General features: G+C 49.6%; 19 protein-coding genes. 14 read left to right on the top strand and 5 right to left on the bottom strand.

Going from position 1 to position 21,742, the window contains the following annotated elements:
- Positions 1-34 precede the first annotated feature (34 nt).
- From fabV to AB3Y94_RS07240, 8 genes are all read left to right on the top strand, one after another.
- Positions 35-1,234 (top strand): enoyl-[acyl-carrier-protein] reductase FabV, encoded by a 1,200-nt coding sequence (gene fabV / locus AB3Y94_RS07275; protein ID WP_367295632.1) that lies wholly within the window; start codon positions 35-37, stop codon positions 1,232-1,234.
- Between the two features lie 189 nt (positions 1,235-1,423).
- Positions 1,424-1,867, top strand: a complete 444-nt coding sequence (locus AB3Y94_RS07270; protein WP_367295631.1) for a flavodoxin domain-containing protein — start codon at positions 1,424-1,426, stop codon at positions 1,865-1,867.
- 25 nt (positions 1,868-1,892) lie between these two features.
- Entirely contained in the window at positions 1,893-2,411 is a 519-nt protein-coding gene (locus tag AB3Y94_RS07265) for a GNAT family N-acetyltransferase (protein ID WP_367295630.1), read from the top strand.
- 285 nt (positions 2,412-2,696) lie between these two features.
- The gene (locus tag AB3Y94_RS07260) at positions 2,697-4,079 is read left to right on the top strand and encodes an amino acid permease (protein WP_367295629.1); all 1,383 of its coding nucleotides are present in this window, start codon (positions 2,697-2,699) and stop codon (positions 4,077-4,079) included.
- Between the two features lie 904 nt (positions 4,080-4,983).
- On the top strand, positions 4,984-5,646 hold the full coding sequence (locus AB3Y94_RS07255) for a hypothetical protein (RefSeq protein WP_367295628.1): 663 nt from the start codon (positions 4,984-4,986) through the stop codon (positions 5,644-5,646).
- A gap of 236 nt (positions 5,647-5,882) precedes the next feature.
- Positions 5,883-6,539: a WxL domain-containing protein gene (locus AB3Y94_RS07250; RefSeq protein ID WP_367295627.1), complete on the top strand. Its 657-nt coding sequence runs from the start codon at positions 5,883-5,885 to the stop codon at positions 6,537-6,539.
- Between the two features lie 63 nt (positions 6,540-6,602).
- A complete protein-coding gene (locus AB3Y94_RS07245) occupies positions 6,603-7,634 on the top strand; it encodes a DUF916 and DUF3324 domain-containing protein (protein ID WP_367295626.1) in 1,032 nt (343 codons plus the stop codon).
- A gap of 12 nt (positions 7,635-7,646) precedes the next feature.
- Complete coding sequence (locus tag AB3Y94_RS07240; RefSeq protein ID WP_367295625.1) at positions 7,647-9,800, top strand: lectin-like domain-containing protein; 2,154 nt, start codon at positions 7,647-7,649, stop codon at positions 9,798-9,800.
- An 854-nt stretch (positions 9,801-10,654) separates the two neighbouring features.
- Here the strand turns inward: AB3Y94_RS07240 and AB3Y94_RS07235 are convergent.
- Positions 10,655-11,890, bottom strand: a complete 1,236-nt coding sequence (locus tag AB3Y94_RS07235) for an ArgE/DapE family deacylase (protein WP_367295624.1) — start codon at positions 11,888-11,890, stop codon at positions 10,655-10,657.
- 119 nt (positions 11,891-12,009) lie between these two features.
- Complete coding sequence (locus AB3Y94_RS07230; RefSeq protein ID WP_367295623.1) at positions 12,010-12,423, bottom strand: Lrp/AsnC family transcriptional regulator; 414 nt, start codon at positions 12,421-12,423, stop codon at positions 12,010-12,012.
- A gap of 301 nt (positions 12,424-12,724) precedes the next feature.
- Here AB3Y94_RS07230 and AB3Y94_RS07225 point away from each other — a divergent pair, with 301 nt between their 5' ends.
- Genes AB3Y94_RS07225 through AB3Y94_RS07215 form a run of 3 tightly spaced genes read left to right on the top strand, consistent with a single transcriptional unit; the run spans position 12,725 to position 16,148 of the window.
- Entirely contained in the window at positions 12,725-13,657 is a 933-nt protein-coding gene (locus tag AB3Y94_RS07225) for an ABC transporter ATP-binding protein (RefSeq protein ID WP_367295622.1), read from the top strand.
- Between the two features lies 1 nt (position 13,658).
- Positions 13,659-15,179 carry an ABC transporter permease/substrate-binding protein gene (locus tag AB3Y94_RS07220; RefSeq protein WP_367295621.1) on the top strand — a complete coding sequence of 507 codons (1,521 nt, stop codon included), beginning with the start codon at positions 13,659-13,661 and terminating at the stop codon, positions 15,177-15,179.
- Positions 15,180-15,194: 15 nt separating this feature from the next.
- Positions 15,195-16,148: a zinc-binding dehydrogenase gene (locus tag AB3Y94_RS07215; RefSeq protein ID WP_367295620.1), complete on the top strand. Its 954-nt coding sequence runs from the start codon at positions 15,195-15,197 to the stop codon at positions 16,146-16,148.
- Between the two features lie 343 nt (positions 16,149-16,491).
- On the opposite strand, the gene AB3Y94_RS07210 is transcribed toward AB3Y94_RS07215, so the two are convergent.
- On the bottom strand, positions 16,492-17,490 hold the full coding sequence (locus AB3Y94_RS07210; RefSeq protein WP_367294841.1) for an IS30 family transposase: 999 nt from the start codon (positions 17,488-17,490) through the stop codon (positions 16,492-16,494).
- 486 nt (positions 17,491-17,976) lie between these two features.
- Here AB3Y94_RS07210 and AB3Y94_RS07205 point away from each other — a divergent pair, with 486 nt between their 5' ends.
- Complete coding sequence (locus AB3Y94_RS07205) at positions 17,977-19,107, top strand: vitamin B12 independent methionine synthase (protein ID WP_367295619.1); 1,131 nt, start codon at positions 17,977-17,979, stop codon at positions 19,105-19,107.
- Positions 19,108-19,125: 18 nt separating this feature from the next.
- Here AB3Y94_RS07205 and AB3Y94_RS07200 read toward each other — a convergent pair whose 3' ends face one another.
- A complete protein-coding gene (locus AB3Y94_RS07200; protein ID WP_367295618.1) occupies positions 19,126-19,296 on the bottom strand; it encodes a hypothetical protein in 171 nt (56 codons plus the stop codon).
- A 465-nt stretch (positions 19,297-19,761) separates the two neighbouring features.
- Between AB3Y94_RS07200 and AB3Y94_RS07195 the strand changes: the two genes are divergently transcribed.
- Positions 19,762-20,454: a glycerophosphodiester phosphodiesterase family protein gene (locus AB3Y94_RS07195; protein WP_367295617.1), complete on the top strand. Its 693-nt coding sequence runs from the start codon at positions 19,762-19,764 to the stop codon at positions 20,452-20,454.
- Positions 20,455-20,630: 176 nt separating this feature from the next.
- Here AB3Y94_RS07195 and AB3Y94_RS07190 read toward each other — a convergent pair whose 3' ends face one another.
- On the bottom strand, positions 20,631-21,185 hold the full coding sequence (locus AB3Y94_RS07190; protein ID WP_367295616.1) for an NADPH-dependent FMN reductase: 555 nt from the start codon (positions 21,183-21,185) through the stop codon (positions 20,631-20,633).
- 77 nt (positions 21,186-21,262) lie between these two features.
- Here AB3Y94_RS07190 and AB3Y94_RS07185 point away from each other — a divergent pair, with 77 nt between their 5' ends.
- Positions 21,263-21,706, top strand: a complete 444-nt coding sequence (locus AB3Y94_RS07185; protein WP_367295615.1) for a MarR family winged helix-turn-helix transcriptional regulator — start codon at positions 21,263-21,265, stop codon at positions 21,704-21,706.
- Positions 21,707-21,742 lie beyond the last annotated feature (36 nt).

Below are 21,742 nucleotides of genomic sequence, written 5' to 3'. Positions count from 1 at the left end.
AAGCTAAAGAAAAGTGGTGGAAGGTGATGACGGTATGACACAGGTGACGGTAGCAGAAAAAATTACGGGCAACGTAGCGCGGTCGGTCAATCCACTGGGAATTCAACGGATGGTTCAGCAGCAGATTCAAGCAGTGACCGATGCAGGCCGCTTTACCGGGCCACAACGCGCATTGATTCTGGGTGGCTCCTCCAGTTATGGTTTGGCTAGTCGAATCACTGCCGCCTTTGGTGCTGGAGCCGCCACCCTTTCTGTGGGGTACAGTCGACCGCCCCAGGATGATTATCTCGGTACCGCTAGTTGGTGGAACCAAGTTTACTTTAAACAGGCTGCTGAAGCGGCGGGATTACAAGCGGATAATATCAACGCCAACGCTTTTTTGCCGTCGACTAAGCGGGCTGTGATCGAAGCGATTCAAAGGAATTTTGGCGGGAGCATTGACCTCTTGGTCTATTCGATTGCTGCTCCGAAACGGCAGGATCCGGTTGATCCAGATAACGTTTGGCGTTCTGTCATCAAGCCAATTGGGCAACCCGTTAGCGACTTTTCCGTCAACCTTGAACACCAGCGATTAGAGTCAATTTTCTTAGAACCGGCGACTCCTGCTGAAATCAGTGCCACCACCCACGTCATGGGTGGTGAAGACTGGGAGCTGTGGGTGCATTCACTCCAGGCAGCGGGTGTGTTGGCCCCTAATTTCAAAACGATTCTTTATTCATATGAAGGGCCGCGGGCTACGGCAGCAATTTACCACGATGGGACGTTGGGTCGTGCTAAACGCGCAGCCGAGGTCAGTGCCCGCCGGTTACAGAGACAATTAGCTCCCAGTGGTGGGGAGGCCTTAATCAGCGTGAACCGCTCAGTAACGACCAAGGCGTCCGCTGTGATCCCGGGATTTTCTCGCTACTGTCTGGCGCTTTATCAAGTTGAACAGGCGTTAGGCTTACGCGAGCAAACGGGCGCCCACATTGACCGGCTATTTCGGGACATGTTTTACGGGGCACACCGGGAATGTGATCAGGAGGGCCGCCTACGCCCGGATGCCCGCGAGTTAGCACCCGCAGTCCAGGTAGAAGTTGAACGCCTACTCCCACAGTTGACACCAGAGAATTTCTCACCGGAATTGATCGGCTATCAGGAATTTCGGCGGGAGTTCCGTCAGCTCAACGGGTTTGCGGTGCCGGGCGTGGGGGATGTCGTCGATTTGGATCAGCTGGCTGACTTGAGGTTTTAGGCGTTGCTTAGTTTCTAGTGTGGCTCAGTGACTATTTTACGGAATGCGGCTGTATTTTTAACCGATAGATGCATCTTTTTACTGGGGTAATGGGCCAAAAAGGTCTATAATATTTAGCAGTTTCTAGTGGGCCCTAGTCTAACGTTTGGCCTACTAACGAATTCTAGACTCAAGGAGAAATTTAAACTGATGACCCCTTCAATTCAAATAATTTTTGCTAGTCAAACTGGCCGTAATCGGGCCATTGCTGGGCACTTGCAGGCCCAGCTCGCGTCACGGGCGCAGACGGTGATTACGGAAATTTCGCAGGTCGATGCCTTTGCTTTAACACAAGCGGACGCTGTGATTATGGTGAGTTATACTTATCATGATGGTGACCTTCCGGACGAGGCCCAGGACTTCTTTGAAGATTTAAAGGAAGTCGACCTCGAACGGACAAAATTTGCGGTCTGCGGATCGAGCTCGAAAAGCCACATCCACTTCGGTCGAGCCGTTGACTATTTGACCATTCAATTCAATTCTAGCAACGGTGAACAAGTAGCAGACAGCGTTAAAATTGATCAAGATCCTGACGACGCAGACTATCAACGTCTGGATCAGCTAGCCCAGAACGTACTGGCCAGCTTAGCTTAGGAATTAATGACGAGGTGAAGACAAGATGTATTTACGTAAAGCACGGATGGAAGAATTAGATTTAGTTTGCGATATTATTGAAGATGGCAAGCAGCAACTGGCTGATGCCGGTATTGACCAATGGCAGGATGACTATCCTAACCGCAATATTATCAAAGGGGATATTGAAGATGGCCGGGCCGTTATTTATAACAGTGATGACCACGAAACGTTGGGGGTTGCTGTGATCAACGAGGCGCCTGACCATGCGTATGATACTATGGAAGGTGAATGGTTACGGCCTTCTGACAAGTACGTGACGGTTCACCGGGTTGCCATTTTCTCCCATCATCAGGGAAAGGGTTACGCTTCTAAATTGTTCCGTGACTTGTTCGATTACATTGCCGAGAACCACTCGACGACTGACAGTATCCGGATCGATACCCACCGGGATAATACGAAGATGCAGTACTTAATTGAAAAATTTGGTTTCAAACGGGTTGGCAAAATTGTTGGTGTTTATCAACCAACTGATTACTGCTACGTTTATGAAAAGTTACTCTAAGCACAAAGCATTATCAGAGAAAATCTGGTAATGTTTTTTTGTTATAACGTTAAAGGGCGTAAGCTTTCATTGGGAATCGGGCAAAAAATTAATTGATTAGGGACGTAATCTTTTAGCTAAATAATCATTGAATATAACCGGGTTCTGTTGCATAATGGCCAATATATTAAATTAATGATATCGTGGCATATTTCGAAGAAAAATTTGCGAAATATGCAAAAATCAGGTAGCATTTTCTCATGAAGCTTTAATTTATAATCAATTAGATAGAGAGAAGGAATTGGATTGCAAAGAAAACTAACTGCCCGCCAAATGCAAATGATTGCGTTGGGTGGAACAATCGGTGTCGGATTATTTATGGGGTCCGGTTCCACCATTAAGTGGACGGGACCATCCGTCTTGTTGGCGTACATAATTTCTGGGATGTTTTTGTATTTAATCATGCGGGCGATGGGAGAGATGCTGTACGTTCACCCAACGACCGGGTCATTCTCCACGTTTGCCAGAGAATACATGCACCCCGTCTTTGGTTACCTGACCGCTTGGAGTAACATTTTTCAGTGGATCGTTGTTGGAATGAGTGAAATGATTGCATTGGGTGGTTATTTCCGTTTCTGGTGGCCCAACCTGCCGGAATGGATTCCTGGATTAGTGGCCATTACGTTCTTGTGTGTCGCTAACTTGGTCTCAGTTAAGATGTTTGGGGAGCTAGAATTTTGGTTCTCACTCATTAAAGTTGTGACGATTATTTTGATGATCATCGTTGGGTTAGGCGTCATTCTCTTTGGTTTTGGGAATGGTGGTCACCCATTAGGAATTAGCAATTTGTGGACGCATGGCTTCTTTACTGGTGGTGCCAAGGGCTTTATTTTTGCGATTGCCATCGTATTAGCGTCGTATCAAGGGGTTGAGCTGATCGGGATTACTGCCGGTGAAGCTCAAAATCCACAGGAAACGTTGGTTAAGGCTATTCGTTCCACCGTGTTCCGGATTTTGATTTTCTACGTGGGGGCAATCTTCGTGATTGTCAGCATTTTCCCTTGGAATGAACTGAATTCCGTGGGCTCACCATTTGTGCAAACCTTCGCCAAAATTGGGATCACGGCGGCAGCTTCCATCATCAACTTCGTGGTTATTACGGCGGCTTTGTCTGGATCAAACTCCGGAATCTACAGTGCCAGTCGGATGGCCTACACGTTGGCTGAAGAGGGTCAATTACCTAAAAAGGCCGTTCAGCTGAACAAGCACGGTGTGCCTTACATCACAGTTATTGCGATTTCTCTCGGTATCGGTATCGGGGTCATCTTAAACGTGGTTCTGCCACTGATCTACAAGGATGCTAGCCAAATCTTCGTGATGGTTTATAGTTCCAGTGTCTTACCCGGGATGATTCCTTGGTTCGTGATTTTGATCAGTGAAATTGACTTCCGGAAGAAGAAAGCCGATGAACTGGTCAATCACCCATTCACCATGCCATGGGCACCTTACTCAAACTACGTGACGTTAGCCTTCCTGGTGATTACGTTGTTCTTCATGTTCTTGAACCCTGAGACGCGAATTTCCATTCTCGTTGGGGTGGTCTTCTTGGCTATCATGACGGTACTCTACTTCGTGAAATTCCATCCTAAGGAAGTTGCTAAGGCTAAGCAGCAGAACAAACAGGATTGATTATTGATTCGTTCAAATGGCCGCCTGTGGCCGTCAGGACTGGTACCTGCTGTGGGGACCGGTGCGAGCCACAGTGCGGTCTCGCGCCGCGACTTGAAACCACGCCAAGGGCGCGTGTTTCCAAGCTCGTCCCGTGGCGTAACCTCGGTAAACCACCGAGCTAACGCCACTTTCACAGCCGGCACCAGTCCTGACGGCCTCCGGCTACATTGGTGAGTAATTGCTGCTTAGTGGTTACTCACCAACTGGGCTAGCCTTGATTCCGGTTGGTTGGACTGAATTAGCCGCGTTGTTAGTATCACAATTTAGTTGGCATTTAACTGGATCTGCGAGTCGCTACTGATTTTTCGTAGCTGACTGGTGGGTCCTTTTTATTTTGCGGACTGAAGGTTGAGTCCTGGTAAAAGTCAATCAAGTTGGTTATACCAACGTTATTAGTGTGTTAATTTAGGCAATTTAGAGTAGCTGGTATCTGGCGACCTCTCGTCTTAACATTAGTAGTGACGAGAAAGTTGTTACCAGTTAGCCCATAGAAATCGTGACCCACGTAAGACCGTTAGCGGTAGTCATATAAAACTACAATCAAGAGCGGAGGTGGCCAGGGCGGTAGCCGGCCGTGACAGTGGTGTTAGCTGGCTGGCCAGCTTACAGCACGGGCGACTTTGAAGACACGGGGGCCTTCGTGTCTTCAAATCGAGCGAGAAGCCCGTACTTTGGCTGAAGCGTCCCCACAGCAGGCTACCGCCCTGGCCGCCGAAGCGCTCAATTTAGACTGGTTTAGCATTCAATCTCTAGTTAGGCGTGATTCGTGGTAAGATAACTAAGACAATCAACGAACGGTGCATCTCACTTTAGGAGATGTCAAAATTCATTTCATTCACGGTTAAAATTGGAGGTAACTTATATGAGTCGTCCCGGAAATTATGGTAAATCTAGTCGCATTAAAAAGATTCGGCAATTGCGTCGGCGTAAACAGTCGCAGACTAGTCGGACCATCACTTGGGACCAGACGGAGGACTTTCTACTGGCCCGCTATCAGCTGGTTCAAGGGGGCAAATTACCGCAGCTGGTGGATGTCACTGTTCAGCGGTTCTTCAGTGAATGGTTGGAGACTGCTTTAGCTCAGGGCGAGCAACAAGTTCAGTGGGATATTGCCGCGATTTCTGCCACAACTTTGAAGCGGATTGGAAATCAGGTTCCCTGGCAGTTCTATGGCGTTTTGTTGGGGCAGGTCATGCGTTGGCAGAAGTTTCTCCTCCGGGAGGGCCCCGTCGTCCCATTGCCGACACCACGGCAAGTAATCACGCCGTTAACGGCGACCGCCTGGAAGACCCTGATAGCCGACCAGTTGGCTGTTAACTTGTTAACGACTATGGCAACCCCTGTGACTGTCGAACAGCGTGAGCGGCTCACTCAGAGCTTCCTAGTTACTGGTCAGGTTCAGTGGCCCGCTATAGAAAGCCTGTTTAGCCCAATGAACTTCCAGGTGACTGCCTCGGCGGATGAACCAGTCCATCAATGGTTAAATGGGTTGCTGGCCTTAACGGTGAGCGACTTCCATGACTAAATGTGTCGATACGAAAGACTAGCGAAAAGCTGGCCTTTTTATTTTGGACAAGTTATTATCTTCATTGAATCAAGCGTCGGAGATAGAAATGGTTTATTCGGTCAGACAGTCGGCGGACAAAGTGGTCGGCATGGAACAAGTTAGGAAAGTCACTAGCGGGTGGTTCAACCATTACCGGAGCTACTCGTTTACTCTAAAACTGGTAATCACGATATTATTTTAGAGGAGTGAGTATGATGACTCGCAGATTAAAGATTTCTCTGCTGAGTAGCCTAGCTGTATTAGGATTAGGCGCCGGATTTGTTGCAGCAGTACCAGCTGCCGCAGAAACGACCGACACCACATCAACTAGTGCAAGTAGCAGTTCTAGTAGTTCAGTGGGACCAACCTCTCAGACCACGACCACTACGGCCGAGTTTGATACGAGTCCCACCGCAGCGATTTCTCTCGATTCTGCACCGAACATCGGTTTTGGCACCAATGTAACGCCTAACAGTAAGACTAATGGGAGTTACACAGCCTTAACGGCAGACAATCCCGTTCAAGTTTCCAACCCTGGGTTACCAAGTGGGTGGAGCGTTCAATTGAAGAACACACCATTTACGGACGCAGCGGGGGACAGCTTGGGCGGCGCGGTTCTGTCTTTGGGAGAACCTGACGTCGCAGCCGCTAACACCGGCAACCCTTCGACTGCACCAACGGCTGGGGCTAGCACCTCTTTGAACGGCACCGGGACGAATCAAATCGTCTTCTCTGCTGCTGCTAAGGGTGGCTTAGGTGTTTGGTCCGCCGAATATGGTCTCGCTAACGTTAACTTAGCCGTTCCAGCTGGGCAATTGGGTGGTGTTTACACCTCGACGATGACCTGGCAGTTAAGCGACACACCACAGTAGGTGCAGCAATTATTCAGTGAGGATGGCGTTAATTTTCCTGACGACTGATGGGGGGAGTCAGTGATGATGAAACGAGGACTGAAACTTTTGCTCGCGATTGGGTTAGCACTTTTAGTGTTGGCCTGGAAATTACCAACGGTCGCTGCCGACAGTGTGGGCTATTCCGTCAGAGCAATTTTGCCAAGCAATCAGGATGACCCGCAAGCCAATTACTTTGCCTTACGGGTTAAGCCGAAAGAACATCAACGTTTGGCAGTTCTGATCAATAACACTAGTAATAGCAGCCAGCAGTACCTGGTCAGTGTGAATCAAGCGGTCACCAACGATAACGGGGTGATCGACTACAGTCAGTTGAAACCTAAGTTAGATCCCTCACTGAAGGTGGGCACTAAGGACATCTTCACTAAGGGGTCGAATCAGAAGGTTACGGTTCCGGCAAATACTCAGAAACGGGTGTATCTCACCTACACCATGCCTGCAAAAAGGCTGCGGGGCATTATTCTTGGTGGGGTCTACGTTGAACAAGTGCCGTCAAAGACGCATAAGAAGTCCGCGGCGAAAATCTTGCTCAATAACGCATTTGCGTACGCCATTGGGATTCGCCTTCGGGAGAGTCCACTGACAGTGGTGCCAGACATGCAGCTACACCAGATTCAAGCGGTACAAATCAACCGACGCAATTTTATTACGGCTAATTTGCAAAACCCCCAACCCGGTATCATGCAGAAACTCACGGTTAATGCGCGCGTTACCAAAGTGGCTTCCAACCAAACCTTGATTCGGCAACAACAAGCTAACCTGGGAATGGCGCCGAATAGTAACTTTAATTTCGGCATTCCGTGGGGGAACCAGAACCTTCCAGCTGGTCGGTACACGCTTCACTTAGCGGCCAAGGCGGACGGACAGAATTGGCAGTTCACGCGTAACTTTACCATTGCGAATAAGACGGTGCGGCGTTTGAATAAGACGGTTTTGACACCGGCTAAGCAGCCAAACTACTGGCTTTACGCTTTGTTAGGGTTACTGATTGCGATGTTGTTAGCCATCATTGGCTACCTGCTCTATCGTAATCGTCGGGAAAAATCAGCAAAATAGGAGGGATGAAAGTTGTTCAAACGGTGGTTGAGCGCTGGCTTGATTCTACTAGCCGTTTGTCTTGGGGGTAGTGTGATCACAGCCCGTGCTGATAATGATAACCAGCAGGCGTTGGCAACAGCGCCGCAAGGAATTTTAATCAGCAAGACAAACCCGTTCTTAACAACGGACACGACTAATAAGAGCTCGGCGACCATTGTGAACGGCGAGAATCCTGCTTCACCAGGAACACAAGTCGCTGTCTTAACGAACGGCAAGAATCAGTTTGGATCAATCTGGTCCACGAATTCTGGTTACTGGAATCTGAAGAAGGATCAACGGCTGTCCGTGTGGCTGTACCTGGGTAACCGGGGAAACTTAGCCGGTGAGGGCATGGCGTTTGTTCTGCAAAATGATTCACGTAATTTGGCGGCGATGTCTCAGTCTTCTGTAAAAAAGAAGTCACTGCCTGGTGAAACGTTAGGTGTCTGGGGTGTTGATAATAACAAATCCCAGTCAACTAAAAGTGGAATTGCGGCGACTGCAATTCAGAATAGTTGGGCACTGGAATTTGACACGCAGTATAACGGGGTAACGGGTAGTAAAGCCCCTGGCAATGCTAACTCATTTGACGTTGGGATGGCTGGGGTCCACATTGCTTCGAATTATCCCGCGCAGGCTTCTTCGTACGATCAGCTCGTGACGGACTATGGCTTCTGGGGCGGCCTCTTTAGCAAAAAGGATTACCACTACCAGTTGATTCATCAGGGGTTAATTACCAATACTAATCGTCCGGATTTCTTGTCGAATGGTAGCTGGCACCATCTCACGTTGAAGTGGGATGCTAAGGCCGAGAACATGACTTATGTTTTTGATGACAAGAATCCCGTGACGGAAGCCAAGCTTCCTGGGAAGAGCCAGACGGTTCACATTGACACCAAAAAGATTGATCCGCAGCGGAGTAATCGGGTACGTTGGGGGGTTACCGCAACGACGACCGACCGGTACGAGAACAATATGGTTGTCTTTGAAAACATCCCGGGGTTAATCGTGGTTAACACTTCTGGTGAAATCACGGACGTTAAACGGAAACGGGAACTGACCACGGATAGTCAGGTTCTCAGTAATGATAAGCTACAAGTGGACTATCACCTTGATTATCAGGATGGTCAGCAACCTTGGTCGGACATTCAGACGAACATTGATCTGCCAACGGGTATCACCTATGAGTCCGCCGAAGTGACTTACAGTCACGGGGCAACGCAGAAGATTCCGTTGGACAGCATTCAGGATGGCAAGCTGGGTATTCGGTTGGCAGAGAGCCTGAGTCAGAGTAATGCGCACGCGACTATTAAATTAGTGGGGCGGGCGGATACCGTTAAAGAAACTAAGGTTGTGCCGGCAGCAAGTGGGTCGTTTACCTCTTCAGCCCGAATCAGTTCGGCAGATACCCCCCAATTTATCATCAACCCGAACGCACACCTTGAGCTGACGGTAACCAGCAACCACGCTACTAGTCTGAATAAGGGCGAAGGTACCACGGTCAAAGGGCGGGTGGACGTTGTTTCCAACACACCGACATCGCCTAAGGTCATGGTTCGCCCAGTTCTAAATGGTAAGCAGTTGAGCACGGTGACGGTCGAGAAGGACGGAACCTTTAAAATCCCGTTGGCGGGCAAACAGCTACAGGCCGGGACTAACCGACTTCGGTTAGTGGCAAAGTCATTCCTAGGAGATACCTCACAAACAGTGGTCGTACCTATCACGGTGGCTGGAGAATTGAAGTTTGCAGCTGTGTCGTCGAACGAAACGTTTGCGGCTAGCAAGCTGACGGGGAAGACCCAGTTCGTCAAACGTCAGGGTGACTGGCAACTTGCTATCTCAGACACCCGTGGAACTGGTGAGCAGTGGACGTTAGTTGCACAGGCATCGCCGTTTACCACCAGTGATGGAACGGTAATGTCAGGGCAGCCAGTCTACGTCGACGATTTCCGGGTGATCTCACTTGGCGAGACACCGACGCCGGTCCTGACTCACACTACGGATGACTCCGTTGATGATGGGATGTTCAACGTCGCCAAGACCTGGACACCGGATACCGGGGTCCTACTGGAACTGAATGGTGGCGCCGCAGCTGGTGACTACCAAGGAACCATTACTTGGACGTTGTTGGACGCACCTAGTTAGTCGTTATTGCCAGTGGTAAATGCCAGAAGGTATTCTGAATTGCATCTCACTGAATGGTCAAAAAGGATCACGGCAATTTTGCCGTGATCCTTTTCTTTTTGTTTGGTTATTGTGTTACTCGCTGATTGCCGCCTCCGGTTGCCAGGGCCGGCGCCAGCTGTGGGGACCGCCTTCGGCCTGAGAAGCGGTCCTCAGGCTCGACTTGAAACCACGCAAAGTACGCGCGTTTCCAAGCTCGTCCCGTGGCGTAACCTCGGGAAACCACCGAGCTAACGCCACTTTCACTGCTGACACCTGCCCTGGCAACCTACGGCTACATTGGTGGTTAATTGGCAACTTATTTTAGTTGTTTTCGTCAGAGCTGGACTGATACCCTCGGCGAAATGAAACGACTATTTTGTTACAAATTTAAGCGGGTATTTTGTAGAAGGTCAATGCCCAAATCACGTAATCCCATACTTTTGTCGTAGGGGACCAGGGATGAAGCTAGCAGTGCCAATGGTGTTAACTGGTGGCTTACCACAGTTGATTTTGACGCTGGTCTTTAGCGGTTCTAAATCGAGGCGGAAGGCCGCTTCTCAGTCTGGAGCGTCCCCACCGCTAGCGGAATCACTGGTCGCACTGGTCGCCGGGGTACGGCCAACTGTTATAGGAATGGTTAATGAACTGTTGAATAAGTGTTCTCTATATTAGCCGTGAGGTCACCGCGGATGGGCTCAGGCGCCTCGTTCTTCTTAGCCGTTTACGGCTTAGAAGAAGACCAAGCTTTAAGACTCGTGGTTTTCGAGGCTTAAAGTTGTGTCGGCACCGTTCCAGCCCATCCGCGGTGGCCGGTAAGGCGGCCATCGCTGAAACTATTTCAACAGTTTCGTGACGAGTTTTTCGTAGATGGTGATGAACCGGTGGTACATGTCGAGGTCGACGTATTCATTGACCTGGTGCGCCGTGATGTTACCCGGTCCAAAGACAATGACGTCGATATCGGGGTTGGCTGCCAGGAATGAAGAGGCATCGGTGCCACCAGGAACGCCAATCAATGGCAAAGCCTGTTGCAGTTCAGTGCTCCCAATTTCCTTGGCAGCCTGAACCAGTGGCGTGTCTTCCATGGTGTGCATTGGCCGTAAGTCGCTGTGTATTTCCAACGTTAAGTCAGCACCGGTAGCGTTTAAATCAGCGATGATGGCCTTGATAGCAACCGTGATGTCAGCGTTAGGAAGTTCAGGGATGGTCCGAATCTTGACAGAGAGATCAGCGGTGGCGGGAACCGTGTTGATCTGTTCGCCGCCCTTAACCATGGTAACGACTGGCGTAATTGCACCTAAGACGGGGTTGCGGTAGTCCTTGATGGAGGCAAAGTAATCCTCTTCCTTTTGGTAGAAAGCCATCAGTGGTGTAATCGCGTTCTTACCGATCTCAGGCATGGAACTGTGGGCGGCCACCCCTTTGGAGTGAACGGTGTAGGTCAGAGATCCCTTATGAGCCAATTCAATAAAGTGTTGTTCACCGGTTTGGTTGGCGTCTAAGAGCTTTTTAGCGCCAGCTTCATTGATTTGTAGCATAAATTGAATCTGCTTTTGGAGTAGCAATTGCTTGTTGACCCCGCTAGGTTCACCGACAATTAGTGTGTCGAGGTCTTGGGCAAAGCCCTCTTCAGATAACTGCTTGGCGCCATATTGGCCGTATTCCTCACCAACCGTGGCCATTAACCGGAACGTTCCGTGAAGGGGCACGTTTTGTTCTTTCAAATGAATCATGGCGAAGACCCCGGCCATCAAACCGGATTTCATGTCGGACGTTCCCCGGCCAATCATCATATTGTCCTTGATGGTGGCGGACAGCGCGTCAACTTGCCACTTGGCCGCGTCACCCAGGGCGACAATGTCTTCGTGACCGTCGAACCCGACGACGGGGCCGTTACCATCACCAATTTCGGCGACCAGGCTGACCCGGTCAGGTTCGTAAGCGTAAGTGCGACTGTCAATGCCGTGTTGTTTCAGTAAATCTGCTAGATAATCAGCGACCAGTTTTTCGTGGCCGTTGACCGTGTTTAATTTAATGATATCGCTTAATGCTTGGACTACTTCATCCATGTTGTCTACCACCTTAGATTTGAAATTTATTCTGGATACTATAACTTATTAAGGAAAGAAACAGTTGTGTACATTTTGATTACAGCACTTTTCCTGGAAGGGGTCAAGAATCTAAGTAGCTAAATGTCGTCGATCACGTCAATGACTTGGTAGGTCGCAAACTGGTTGAGCTGGACAAGAAAGTCGTTCAACACGTGTCGGTCGAGAAAGGCCCCCTCTAAGAGATAGTCAAACTTACCGGTCGTGCGGTAGTGGTGACGGAAGTCGTTGTGGTGGGTCTTGATGAAGGCCAGGTAGGCCGATTGTTTCTGAGCCTGGACAGCAACCTGGATGAAGACTTGGCGGGGCAAGCCCACCTTGTCGAGGTCGACTTCAATCGTGTATTTGGTGATGACTCCCATTTCTTCTAGCCGTTGGATTCGAGCAGCAACTGCCGGAGCTGTCAGGTGAACCAGTTGGGCCAGATGGCTGACCTTGATGCGGCTGTCACGGTTAAGTTCTTTGATAATGGCAAGATCAATTTCGTCTGACATGAAGAACACCTTGTTTTCTAAGTTTTCGGGGCTAAAACTCTTTCGTTTTAATATTAACAGTCGCTAGTTCGGCGTGTAAAGTAGACAATGTTGCTGAGAAAACTTTACAAGCCGTTTGCTTCGGTTATGAGATGAATGTTTGTATAATTGACCCTATGCATAGACGGTAGAAATTTCGGTTGGCGTGAATTTAAAGGCGTCGATCCGCAGATAGTCCAGCGAGTTTAAGGATTTGCTCTAACTGCTTGAGCGGCAGATGAGTCCGTGAGTTTGTCTCAAAAATTATTGGTCGGAGGTCAACATGATAGAATTTAAGAACGTTAGCAAGCGTTATAGCGGGAACCAAGCCATCAATGATCTAAACTTGACCATTCCGACGGGGGATTTTTTTGTGTTGGTTGGTCCCAGTGGGAGTGGGAAGACGACCACCCTCAAGATGCTTAATCGCTTGATTGCTCCCACTGAGGGGAACATTTATTTCGATGGTAAACGGTTGATCGACTATGACCTGACTCAGTTGCGTTTACAGATGGGTTACGTCTTACAAAATATTGCGCTATTTCCTAATTTAACGATTCAAGATAACATTGCCATTCAAGCAGAGTCACTGGGTTGGCCCCGCAAGCAACGCATTGAACGAGCCCGCACCCTCCTGCAGCAGGTGGATTTGGATCCGGATAAGTATGCGACCCGGATGCCTAGTGAACTATCCGGTGGGGAACAGCAACGGGTCGGTATCATTCGGGCACTAGCAATTAAGCCCAAGGTCGTTTTGATGGATGAACCGTTTAGTGCGTTGGATCCTATCTCCAGAAAGCAGTTACAGGACCTGGTGCTCCGGCTTCATCATGAATTAGACATGACCTTTGTCTTCGTGACACATGACATGCACGAGGCGTTGCGTTTGGGCCAACACATTGCGGTGATGCGGTTGGGGCACATTCAACAGGTGGGAACGAGTACAGAAATCATGCAACATCCCGCCAACGACTTTGTTCGCGGCTTTTTTGAGAATGAACACGCGTCTCGAATGGTGACCGTTCAGGCTTTATTGGATGCGGGTTACGGGACGCCGGTCACGACGCCGGCAACGTTGTCAGCAACAGCACTCGTGCGTGAGTTGGCGGCAGCATTGCAAACGACTAGTGCGGTCGTGGTGGCGACACCGACCGGTTCACAGTCGCTGACGACGCCAGATCTATTGGACTATTTAGCCACGAAGGAGGCGGACTAGCTTGCAACAGATTATGCATATTTTGCAGACCCAGGGTGGTGACATCGTTCACGCCATTGGCCAGCATATTGGGTTATCACTGATTTCATTGCTGATTGCGGCGGTCATTGCCATTCCCTTGGCCATCGTCTTGATGACTCATAAGCGGTCGGCCAACGTGATGCTTCAGATCACCAGTGTTTTGCAGACGATTCCCAGTCTGGCATTGTTGGGGATTTTGATTCCCATTGTGGGGATCGGGACGATTCCGTCGATCATTGCCTTAGTGATCTACGCGGTGATGCCCATCTTTCAAAATACGTATTCCGGGTTAACGACGATTGATCCAAACCTGGAGGAGGCGGCGACGGCGTTTGGCCTGTCCCGCCGGATGAAATTATTTCGCATTGAATTACCATTAGCTTTGCCCATGATCATCTCGGGCATCCGCATCGCCATGGTCATGATCATTGGGACCGCGACGTTGGCTGCCCTGATTGGTGCCGGTGGTTTAGGGACCTACATTCTGTTGGGAATTGAAACCAACAATAATGCATTACTGATTATTGGTGCCGTACTGTCCGCCATTTTGGCGCTAGTCTTTGGTGCCGCGATCGACTGGTTGGGCCGGCTGTCATTTAAAAAGGTCGGTATCGTCTTAGCCACGTTGGTGGTCTTGATTGGGGGCTTCGCAGGCTATCGTAAGCTGGTCAAACCAGAAACGACCATTACCATTGCTGGGAAGATGGGCAGTGAGCCCGAAATTCTGATCAACATGTACAAGGACTTGATTGAGAACGATCATCCAAACATGAAGGTCAGCACCAAGGCTAATTTCGGTGGAACCAGCTTCCTGTACAAGGCCTTGAAATCGGGGTCCATTGATATTTATCCTGAATTTACTGGGACGGTCCTGGAGTCGCTAGTCACAGGGCAGAAGTCGGCGAGTCACAATCCGGCGACCACCTACCGGGTGGCGAAGCAAGCGCTCAAGTCGCAACAGCAGTTGGCCTACCTGAAGCCGATGAAGTACCAAAATGGGTACGACTTGGCTGTGACGAAACAATTTGCTAAGAAGTACAACTTAAAGACCGTTTCTGACTTAGTTGCCGTTGAGGATAAGATTCACGCTGGGTTTGATCCGGACTTCTATCAACTGAAGGACGGCTATCCTGGATTGAGTAAGGCCTACAATCTCAAATTCGCCAGTGCTAAGACGATGGAACCTTCCATTCGTTACAAGGCCATTGCCAACGGGAAGGTTAACTTGGTCGATGGGTATACAACTGATCCCGAGATTCAGGAGTACCATCTGGTGGTCTTAAAGGATGATAAGCAGTTCTTCCCACCGTATCAAGGAGCACCGTTGATGACGGAAAAGTTATTGACAGAGCATCCGGAACTTCAGACGACGTTGAACAAATTAGCGGGTAAGGTGTCAACAACTGACATGCAGAAAATGAATTACCGGGTAACCGTCAAGCATGAGAAGGCAGCGACCGTTGCGCGGGATTACTTGAAGAGTCACGGTTTGTTGAACTAGGGAGGACTGGTAAAAATGAAAGCAATTGTCGTAGAGCATCCCGGGGGACCAGAAGTATTGACGTTACATGAGGTTGACCGGCCAACCGTTAAACCAGGCTGGACGTTGATTGAGGTCAAAGGTCGGGGCGTCAACCACTCTGAAATCTTCACCCGCGATGGTGAGTCACCATCCGTTAAGTTTCCCCGGATCCTGGGGATTGAGGCGGTGGGCGTCGTGGCAGAGACGACTGATGTCCAGCGGCTTCCGGTGGGTCAGACGGTAGTCACCTTTATGGGTGAGATGGGTCGGGCGTACAATGGCAGTTACGCTGAGTTTGCCTTGATTCCTAATCAGCAGATTTTCCCAGTGACAACCACGTTATCCTGGGCTGACCTGGCGGCTGTCCCCGAGACCGGTTATACGGCCTTTGGCGCGCTTCAGGGGCTGAAGATTCGGAACCATGATCAGTTGCTGGTCCGGGGTGGCACCAGCGGTGTCGGCGTGATGGCGGCTAAATTAGCCCATGCGCTAGCTGCTGATTTCACGGTGACCGCGACCACCCGCAATTTAGCCAAACGTGACCAACTCCTGGCGGCAGGTTTTGATGCAGTTATTTTGGATAAGGATGGGGAGCTGCAGACCGACCAGCGGTACGACAAAATTTTAGAACTGATCGGTGCCGCGACGGTGCCGAATTCCTTGCAACATCTGACGGCTGGCGGAATTGTGAGTGCTACTGGAGAACTAGGTGGGCAGTGGGGATTCCAGGATTTTGAACCGGTTGCTAGGATTCCCAGCAACACGTACCTGACGGCATTTAGCTCCGGAGATATCGACGAAGCCCGGTTACGGGAGTTGTTCCGGGTGATCGATACGCATCACGTTGACGTACGACCGGCTAAAGTCTTTGCCCTGCAAGATATGCGGGCAGCACACGAATATTTAGCGAGCCACCAGAGTTTTGGCAAAGTGGTGGTGCTTTCCTAAAAAACCACTTGACAATTATGAGGCCAGAGCATAAGCTTATCATTAATTTCTAATCGAATTGTCATAATCTCAGCTAGGAGAAGAGTAGTGACGACGCCGCTGTTCAGTGAGCCCGGTAAGTGGAAACGGGCCAGTGGTTAGCCATGAAGATGAGCTCCCGATAGCTATCAAGCGGTTCGCGCTGTTTGGTCGGTAGGAACCGTTAACTTTCCGGGTATCAATTGGTACCGTTGAGGCAGAGTCTGTGAGGGCTGTGTGAATTAGGGTGGTAAAACGACGCGTTCGTCCCTTGAACTAAGCAATTAGTTCTGGGGATGAGCGCGTTTTTTTGTGTGACGAATTGTCAAATCAAGTGTAACTTTGTCCCAAAGAAAACTTCAGATGGACTCTTCCAGCCTAAAATCTTGCGTGGTCGGTTATTTAGCACTTCAACGAACTGATAAATATCTTGGTCAGTGAGCTGATCTAAATCGGTTCCCTTGGGGAAGTACTCACGAATAAGGCCATTGGTATTCTCATTGGTTCCCCGTTGCTGGGGCGCATGTGGATCTGGGAAATAGACTGGAATACCAAGTTCTTGACTAACTTCGCGGTATCCTGCGAATTCAGTTCCACGATCCGGCGTAAGCGTACGAACTCGTTTGGGCGTCACAGTATGCAGTAGGTCAATCATAGCTTGCGTGACGTTCTTGGCGTTTACTTTGGAAACTCGTTGAGACAATAAGTACCGTGATTTACGGTCCACCAATGTAACCAAAGCTGAACGCCCAGTTTTACCCCGAACGGTGTCGCCTTCCCAATGGCCGAACCAGCTCCGTTTATTACACGAAACTGGTCGTTCATGAACTGAAAGAACTTCGTTAAACCGACCACGTCGTTCGTTAACCGTTCCTTTGACCTTACGGGTTTTGCCACGGTGGCGCAACTTTCGGGCAAAACCACGAGCACCGTGACTCTTGCGTTTAATCCCTAAATTATCGAGTTTAATTCCGCGATAAATAGTATTGTAACTGATTTGCCATTCGCTATTTTCGTGAACTAAACGGCCTGAGATTTGTTCCGGAGACCATTGGCATTGAACGATGCGGTGAAGGACAAAATCTCGTAGTTTCAAGTCAGCTAAGATCCTAGGACGTCGGCTTTTCAGTCGCCGTCTCTGATAGTTCTCTTGTGCTTTGACAGCTGAATATGCATCACGGCCACCGTTGCGCTTAATTTCGCGTGATACGGTGGCTTTTGAGCAGCCAATTTTCTCCGCAATACCTTGATAAGTATCGTTTAAAGTGACTCCTAACAGTATGCATTCTCGGTCTTTTAAGGTAAGATGATTGTACGGACTCATAGCCTAAGATCTCCTTTAAGTGATTGTTGTGGTGACTTCATTTTACAGGACTCAGGCTATGAGTTCTTTTTTATTTTCTTCTTACTTGTTGCACTTCAATTGTAAATTCGTCGTCCTGATCGATTAGAAAGATGGATGGACTTGCGTTATATCGCTGGACTGAGAGTGGGACAAAAGGCGGTTAGTCAATGAGCATTAACGTCGATAGACGAATAATCCCGGTCTTGGATTGTTTGTCTATCGGGGTTAAGCGGAGTTGACTGCTTGTTGTCGCACGTTTCGACTATTTACGTTCGGAGCACAAAAAGGGTTTGAGACTTTTGTCCCAAGCCCTAATCCCCGTGACTGTTTAGCGGTGCACGCTGAGCAGGCACTGGCAAACTGACGCTGGTAGTGTGAGCGAAACACGTTGCCAGTCGAACGATTTAGGCGGTTTATCCAAAACAGTGACGGACCAGACGACAGTGAATTCTAGGAGGAAATAAGATGACAACAACGACGCAAACGAAATTCCCTTACCGCTACGATGTTGTGGGTAGCCTATTACGGCCAACCGCTTTGAAGGAGGCTCGGGCGAAGTTTTCCCAGGGTGAGCTTACCGCTGATGAGTTACAGACCGTTCAGCGGGCTGAAACCAAACGAATCGCTGCTGCTCAGGTCAGTCTAGGCTTGAAGGCCATCACCGATGGCGAGTTTAACCGGAGTTGGTGGCACCTGGACTTTCTCTGGGGCCTGACGGGCGTGGGGCACTACGATTACCAACAAAGTTATCAGTTCCACGGCAGTAAGACTCGGACCGATAACGCTGATCTGGTCGGAAAAGTGGCGTTTAACCCGGACCACCCGTTCTTTGAGAGCTTCCAGTATCTACAGAGCTTGGTACCAGCTGATGTGCTGGTGAAGCAGACGATTCCGTCCCCCACTATGCTGTTTCGGGATAACCGTAGTGACAATTGGCAGCAATTTTATGAGACCTGGGACGCCTACCTGGATGATTTAGCCAAGGCCTATCATGAAACGATTCAACACTTCTATGATCTGGGCTGTCGTTATTTGCAGATTGATGATACGACTTGGGCCTTTTTAATTAGTAAGCTGCACGAAACACAGGGTGATGCCACGGCCCATCAAAAGTATGTGAGCTTAGCCGAGGATGCTGTGCGGGTCATCAACCAATTGTTGACGGGCCTGCCGACAGATCTGACGGTCACAACTCATATTTGTCGCGGTAACTTCAAGTCGACGTACCTGTTCTCAGGGGGGTACGATGCTATTGCCGATTACCTGGGGCAGCTAAATTACAACGGCCTTTTCCTGGAGTACGACAATGAACGGGCTGGGAGCTTTACGCCACTCAAAAGGATTTGGAATGGCAACCCCGATAAACGGTTGGTTTTAGGTCTGATTACGTCGAAGTTTCCGGAGTTGGAGGACGTGGCTAGCGTTAAGGCACGGATTCAGGCTGCCGCTAAGCAGGTGCCACTAGCTAATCTGGCGCTTTCCACGCAGTGTGGTTTTGCCTCTACTGAGGAGGGTAATGAGCTGACGGAAGACCAGCAGTGGGCTAAGCTGAAGTTGGTGAAGGAGATTGCCGACGACGTGTGGGGTGCGGACTAACGTGATCTACTGAGACTGCTAAATTAGGCGCACTCCGGCGGCCAGGGATGGCGCCGGCTGTGGGGACGCTTCAGCCAAAGAACGGGCTTCTCGCTCGATTTGAAGCCACGAAGACCCCGTGTCTTCAAAGTCGCCCGTGCTGTAAACTGGAAAATCACCAGTTAACACCACTTTCACGGCCGGTGCCATCTCTGGCCACCTCCGGCTCTGATTGTACTACGATTGAAGATTCACTCGCACCACTCATGACGGCTATAGGTTCAGGCGCGCCCACACCAGTCTAGCCATATTTGGCGGGCGGTAGACGTAAGATCATACTAGAATATAGCGGCGTTGTTATCACAAAGACTAACCGATTTCTAAAAACGGTCAACCTTCATTTAATACGGTATTACCCGACCTTGCAGTGGCCCCGACCCCCGCTGCAAGGTCGTTTTATTTACGATTTTTGTACGGAACCGATACTGATTCTTGAAATATTAGGAGTAAACTAAAATCGGCAGGTATAAATACTTTCGACCGTCAGAGCGGTCACCAGTAAGGCACCGCATCTGACGGTTAATTTCTATGGTAGAAACTCAGCGCGGTATAATAGTGGGGAAGACAAAAAATGAGCTGGTCGGTTCACGGCCAAGATTAGGGAGTCGGATAGGTATGGCAGAGAAAACGGTTGTGTTTGGTCACCGGGGGTATCCCGCAAAATTTCCAGAAAATAGTCTGGCGGGTTTTCGATACGCCGTTGAACACGGTATCGAAGGGATTGAGTTTGACGTTCAACTGACGAAGGACCTAGTGCCCGTCATCATGCACGATGAGCGAATCGACCGTACAACTAATGGCACCGGCTTGATTCAAGATTATACGCTGGCAGAGTTGCGGCACTTTCAGTTAGCAGCGGGCGAGTTGATTCCCACGTTAGCGGAGTTCCTGACGTTGGTTAGCAACCAGGACGTCCAACTGAATTTGGAATTTAAGACGAACAACATCCAGTATCCGGGAATTGAAAAAATTGTGATGGGGATGGTTAATGCCACGCCACTGCGGCACCCAGTTATTTATTCGTCCTTCCATCTGCCAACTTTAAAGACGTGTCAACAATTAGCGCCGAATGAATCGTATTGTTGGCTCACGGATCAGCCGGTGGTGAATGCGGCGGCCTTTGTGGCCAATGAGCATTTGAGTGGGCTTCATTTGAGCCATTACCAGGACGACGTGCCGGTGGCTGAACGGATTTGGACGGTGGATGATCCGGCTTTAGCAGAAAAGCTGTTTGCGAAGCACGTGGCGGGAATCTTCACCGATGACTTTGTCGGTATGACGCGTCTGCGGGATCAGAAACAAGGGTAACTTTGCCCGGTTTTTCCGGTGACAGATATCGCAACTTGATTTTGAAAATTTTTAGCACAACTAGCTTTGAAATTAATGAAACGAAAAAATTGGTTCTAGAAATTGCATAATTTCTAGAACCAATTTTAAATTACGAAGGTTTGGGAACGCTACTGGTGCTCGCCCCCCCGGGAAAACTAGTCTGCCAAACGATGCACGAATTCAGCACCTAGTTGTTGGGCATCAAAAGTGTAAGGGGCGAGTGCCTGGGCGGGGTCGATGAATTGACCATCCTCGGTCAGATCAGGCTTCTTCAAGTCGATTCTGAGGTTGTTTGTCATGATTGGCATCTTCAAGCCACGGACAACCAATTGCATGCCCAACGCGGCTTGAAAGCCACCATGACTACCATAGGAAACCAGGCTGACCGGCTTACCGCGCCACTCAGCGTAAAGCGTATCCAGGGCGTTCTTCAGGGGAGCGGGGTAGCCCCAGTTGTATTGTGGAAAGAGCAAAATAAAGCCATCGTAGCCCTGAATCAACTCACTCCACTGCTGGGTGTGAGCCAGCGCGTAGTTGCCGTCTGAGGGCATTGCCACTTCGTCCAGGAAGGGCAGGTTGATCTTGGCCAGGTCAATCAGATCAATGGTCAACTCAGGTTGCGCGGCAGCTTGCTGCAACCAGCTACCGATGCTAGGACTGATGCGGCTGGGCCGAGTGGAACCAATAATTAAGCCAATTTTTTTAGTCATGGGAGCGTCTCCTTCGTGAGAAATCTTATAGGTGCAATATGCACACATATTAGCATGCTTCTGGTATAATGACAACTATGGATAATGAAATTTTTGAAGCAATATTTGAAATTGTCACGTTTTTTAATCAACCAAAGCAGGATCATGACTTGTTGAAGCGAGCAGGGATTACCTTGGAGCCAGTCGCGCTGCCAATTATTGTGCGGGTCGGACGGCAACCGGAAATCAGTATTGGTGAACTGGCCAATCAGATTGGTCGGAACCACTCGTCAGTTAGCCGCCAGGTCGATAAGCTGGTCGAAGCGGGCGTACTCACGGAGGTAGAGCGGCGCGACCAACGCGTTCGACGGATCACTCTGAGTCCACAAGGGCAACGGGCACTGTTGCAGATTAAAGTTGCGCGGGAGACGGCTCTACGACAGCGGTTAGCAGGCTACTCTGATACAGAACGGGCCGACCTCGTACGAGCTCTCCAACACTTGGTCAGTACGTTAAATTCTTCTGAAGATTCCGAGGACTAGAGGGTCCTAATAGCTATTTTTCAAGGAGATTGGTAG

This window comes from Levilactobacillus yonginensis, from assembly GCF_964065165.1.
In the GTDB taxonomy this organism is placed as follows: Bacteria; Bacillota; Bacilli; order Lactobacillales; family Lactobacillaceae; genus Levilactobacillus; species Levilactobacillus yonginensis_A.
The sequence above is the reverse complement of the archived record's forward strand: the minus strand, read 5'-3'. Positions and strand labels throughout refer to the sequence as shown.

Bases quoted from the DNA above. Each gene is read 5' to 3' on its own strand.
- fabV (WP_367295632.1), top strand. From the start codon at position 35: ATGACACAGGTGACGGTAGCAGAAAAAATTACGGGCAACGTAGCGCGG.
- AB3Y94_RS07270 (WP_367295631.1), top strand. From the start codon at position 1,424: ATGACCCCTTCAATTCAAATAATTTTTGCTAGTCAAACTGGCCGTAAT.
- AB3Y94_RS07265 (WP_367295630.1), top strand. From the start codon at position 1,893: ATGTATTTACGTAAAGCACGGATGGAAGAATTAGATTTAGTTTGCGAT.
- AB3Y94_RS07255 (WP_367295628.1), top strand. From the start codon at position 4,984: ATGAGTCGTCCCGGAAATTATGGTAAATCTAGTCGCATTAAAAAGATT.
- AB3Y94_RS07250 (WP_367295627.1), top strand. From the start codon at position 5,883: ATGACTCGCAGATTAAAGATTTCTCTGCTGAGTAGCCTAGCTGTATTA.
- AB3Y94_RS07245 (WP_367295626.1), top strand. From the start codon at position 6,603: ATGATGAAACGAGGACTGAAACTTTTGCTCGCGATTGGGTTAGCACTT.
- AB3Y94_RS07235 (WP_367295624.1), bottom strand. From the start codon at position 11,890: ATGGATGAAGTAGTCCAAGCATTAAGCGATATCATTAAATTAAACACG.
- AB3Y94_RS07230 (WP_367295623.1), bottom strand. From the start codon at position 12,423: ATGTCAGACGAAATTGATCTTGCCATTATCAAAGAACTTAACCGTGAC.
- AB3Y94_RS07225 (WP_367295622.1), top strand. From the start codon at position 12,725: ATGATAGAATTTAAGAACGTTAGCAAGCGTTATAGCGGGAACCAAGCC.
- AB3Y94_RS07215 (WP_367295620.1), top strand. From the start codon at position 15,195: ATGAAAGCAATTGTCGTAGAGCATCCCGGGGGACCAGAAGTATTGACG.
- AB3Y94_RS07210 (WP_367294841.1), bottom strand. From the start codon at position 17,490: ATGAGTCCGTACAATCATCTTACCTTAAAAGACCGAGAATGCATACTG.
- AB3Y94_RS07205 (WP_367295619.1), top strand. From the start codon at position 17,977: ATGACAACAACGACGCAAACGAAATTCCCTTACCGCTACGATGTTGTG.
- AB3Y94_RS07200 (WP_367295618.1), bottom strand. From the start codon at position 19,296: ATGGCACCGGCCGTGAAAGTGGTGTTAACTGGTGATTTTCCAGTTTAC.
- AB3Y94_RS07195 (WP_367295617.1), top strand. From the start codon at position 19,762: ATGGCAGAGAAAACGGTTGTGTTTGGTCACCGGGGGTATCCCGCAAAA.
- AB3Y94_RS07190 (WP_367295616.1), bottom strand. From the start codon at position 21,185: ATGACTAAAAAAATTGGCTTAATTATTGGTTCCACTCGGCCCAGCCGC.
- AB3Y94_RS07185 (WP_367295615.1), top strand. From the start codon at position 21,263: ATGGATAATGAAATTTTTGAAGCAATATTTGAAATTGTCACGTTTTTT.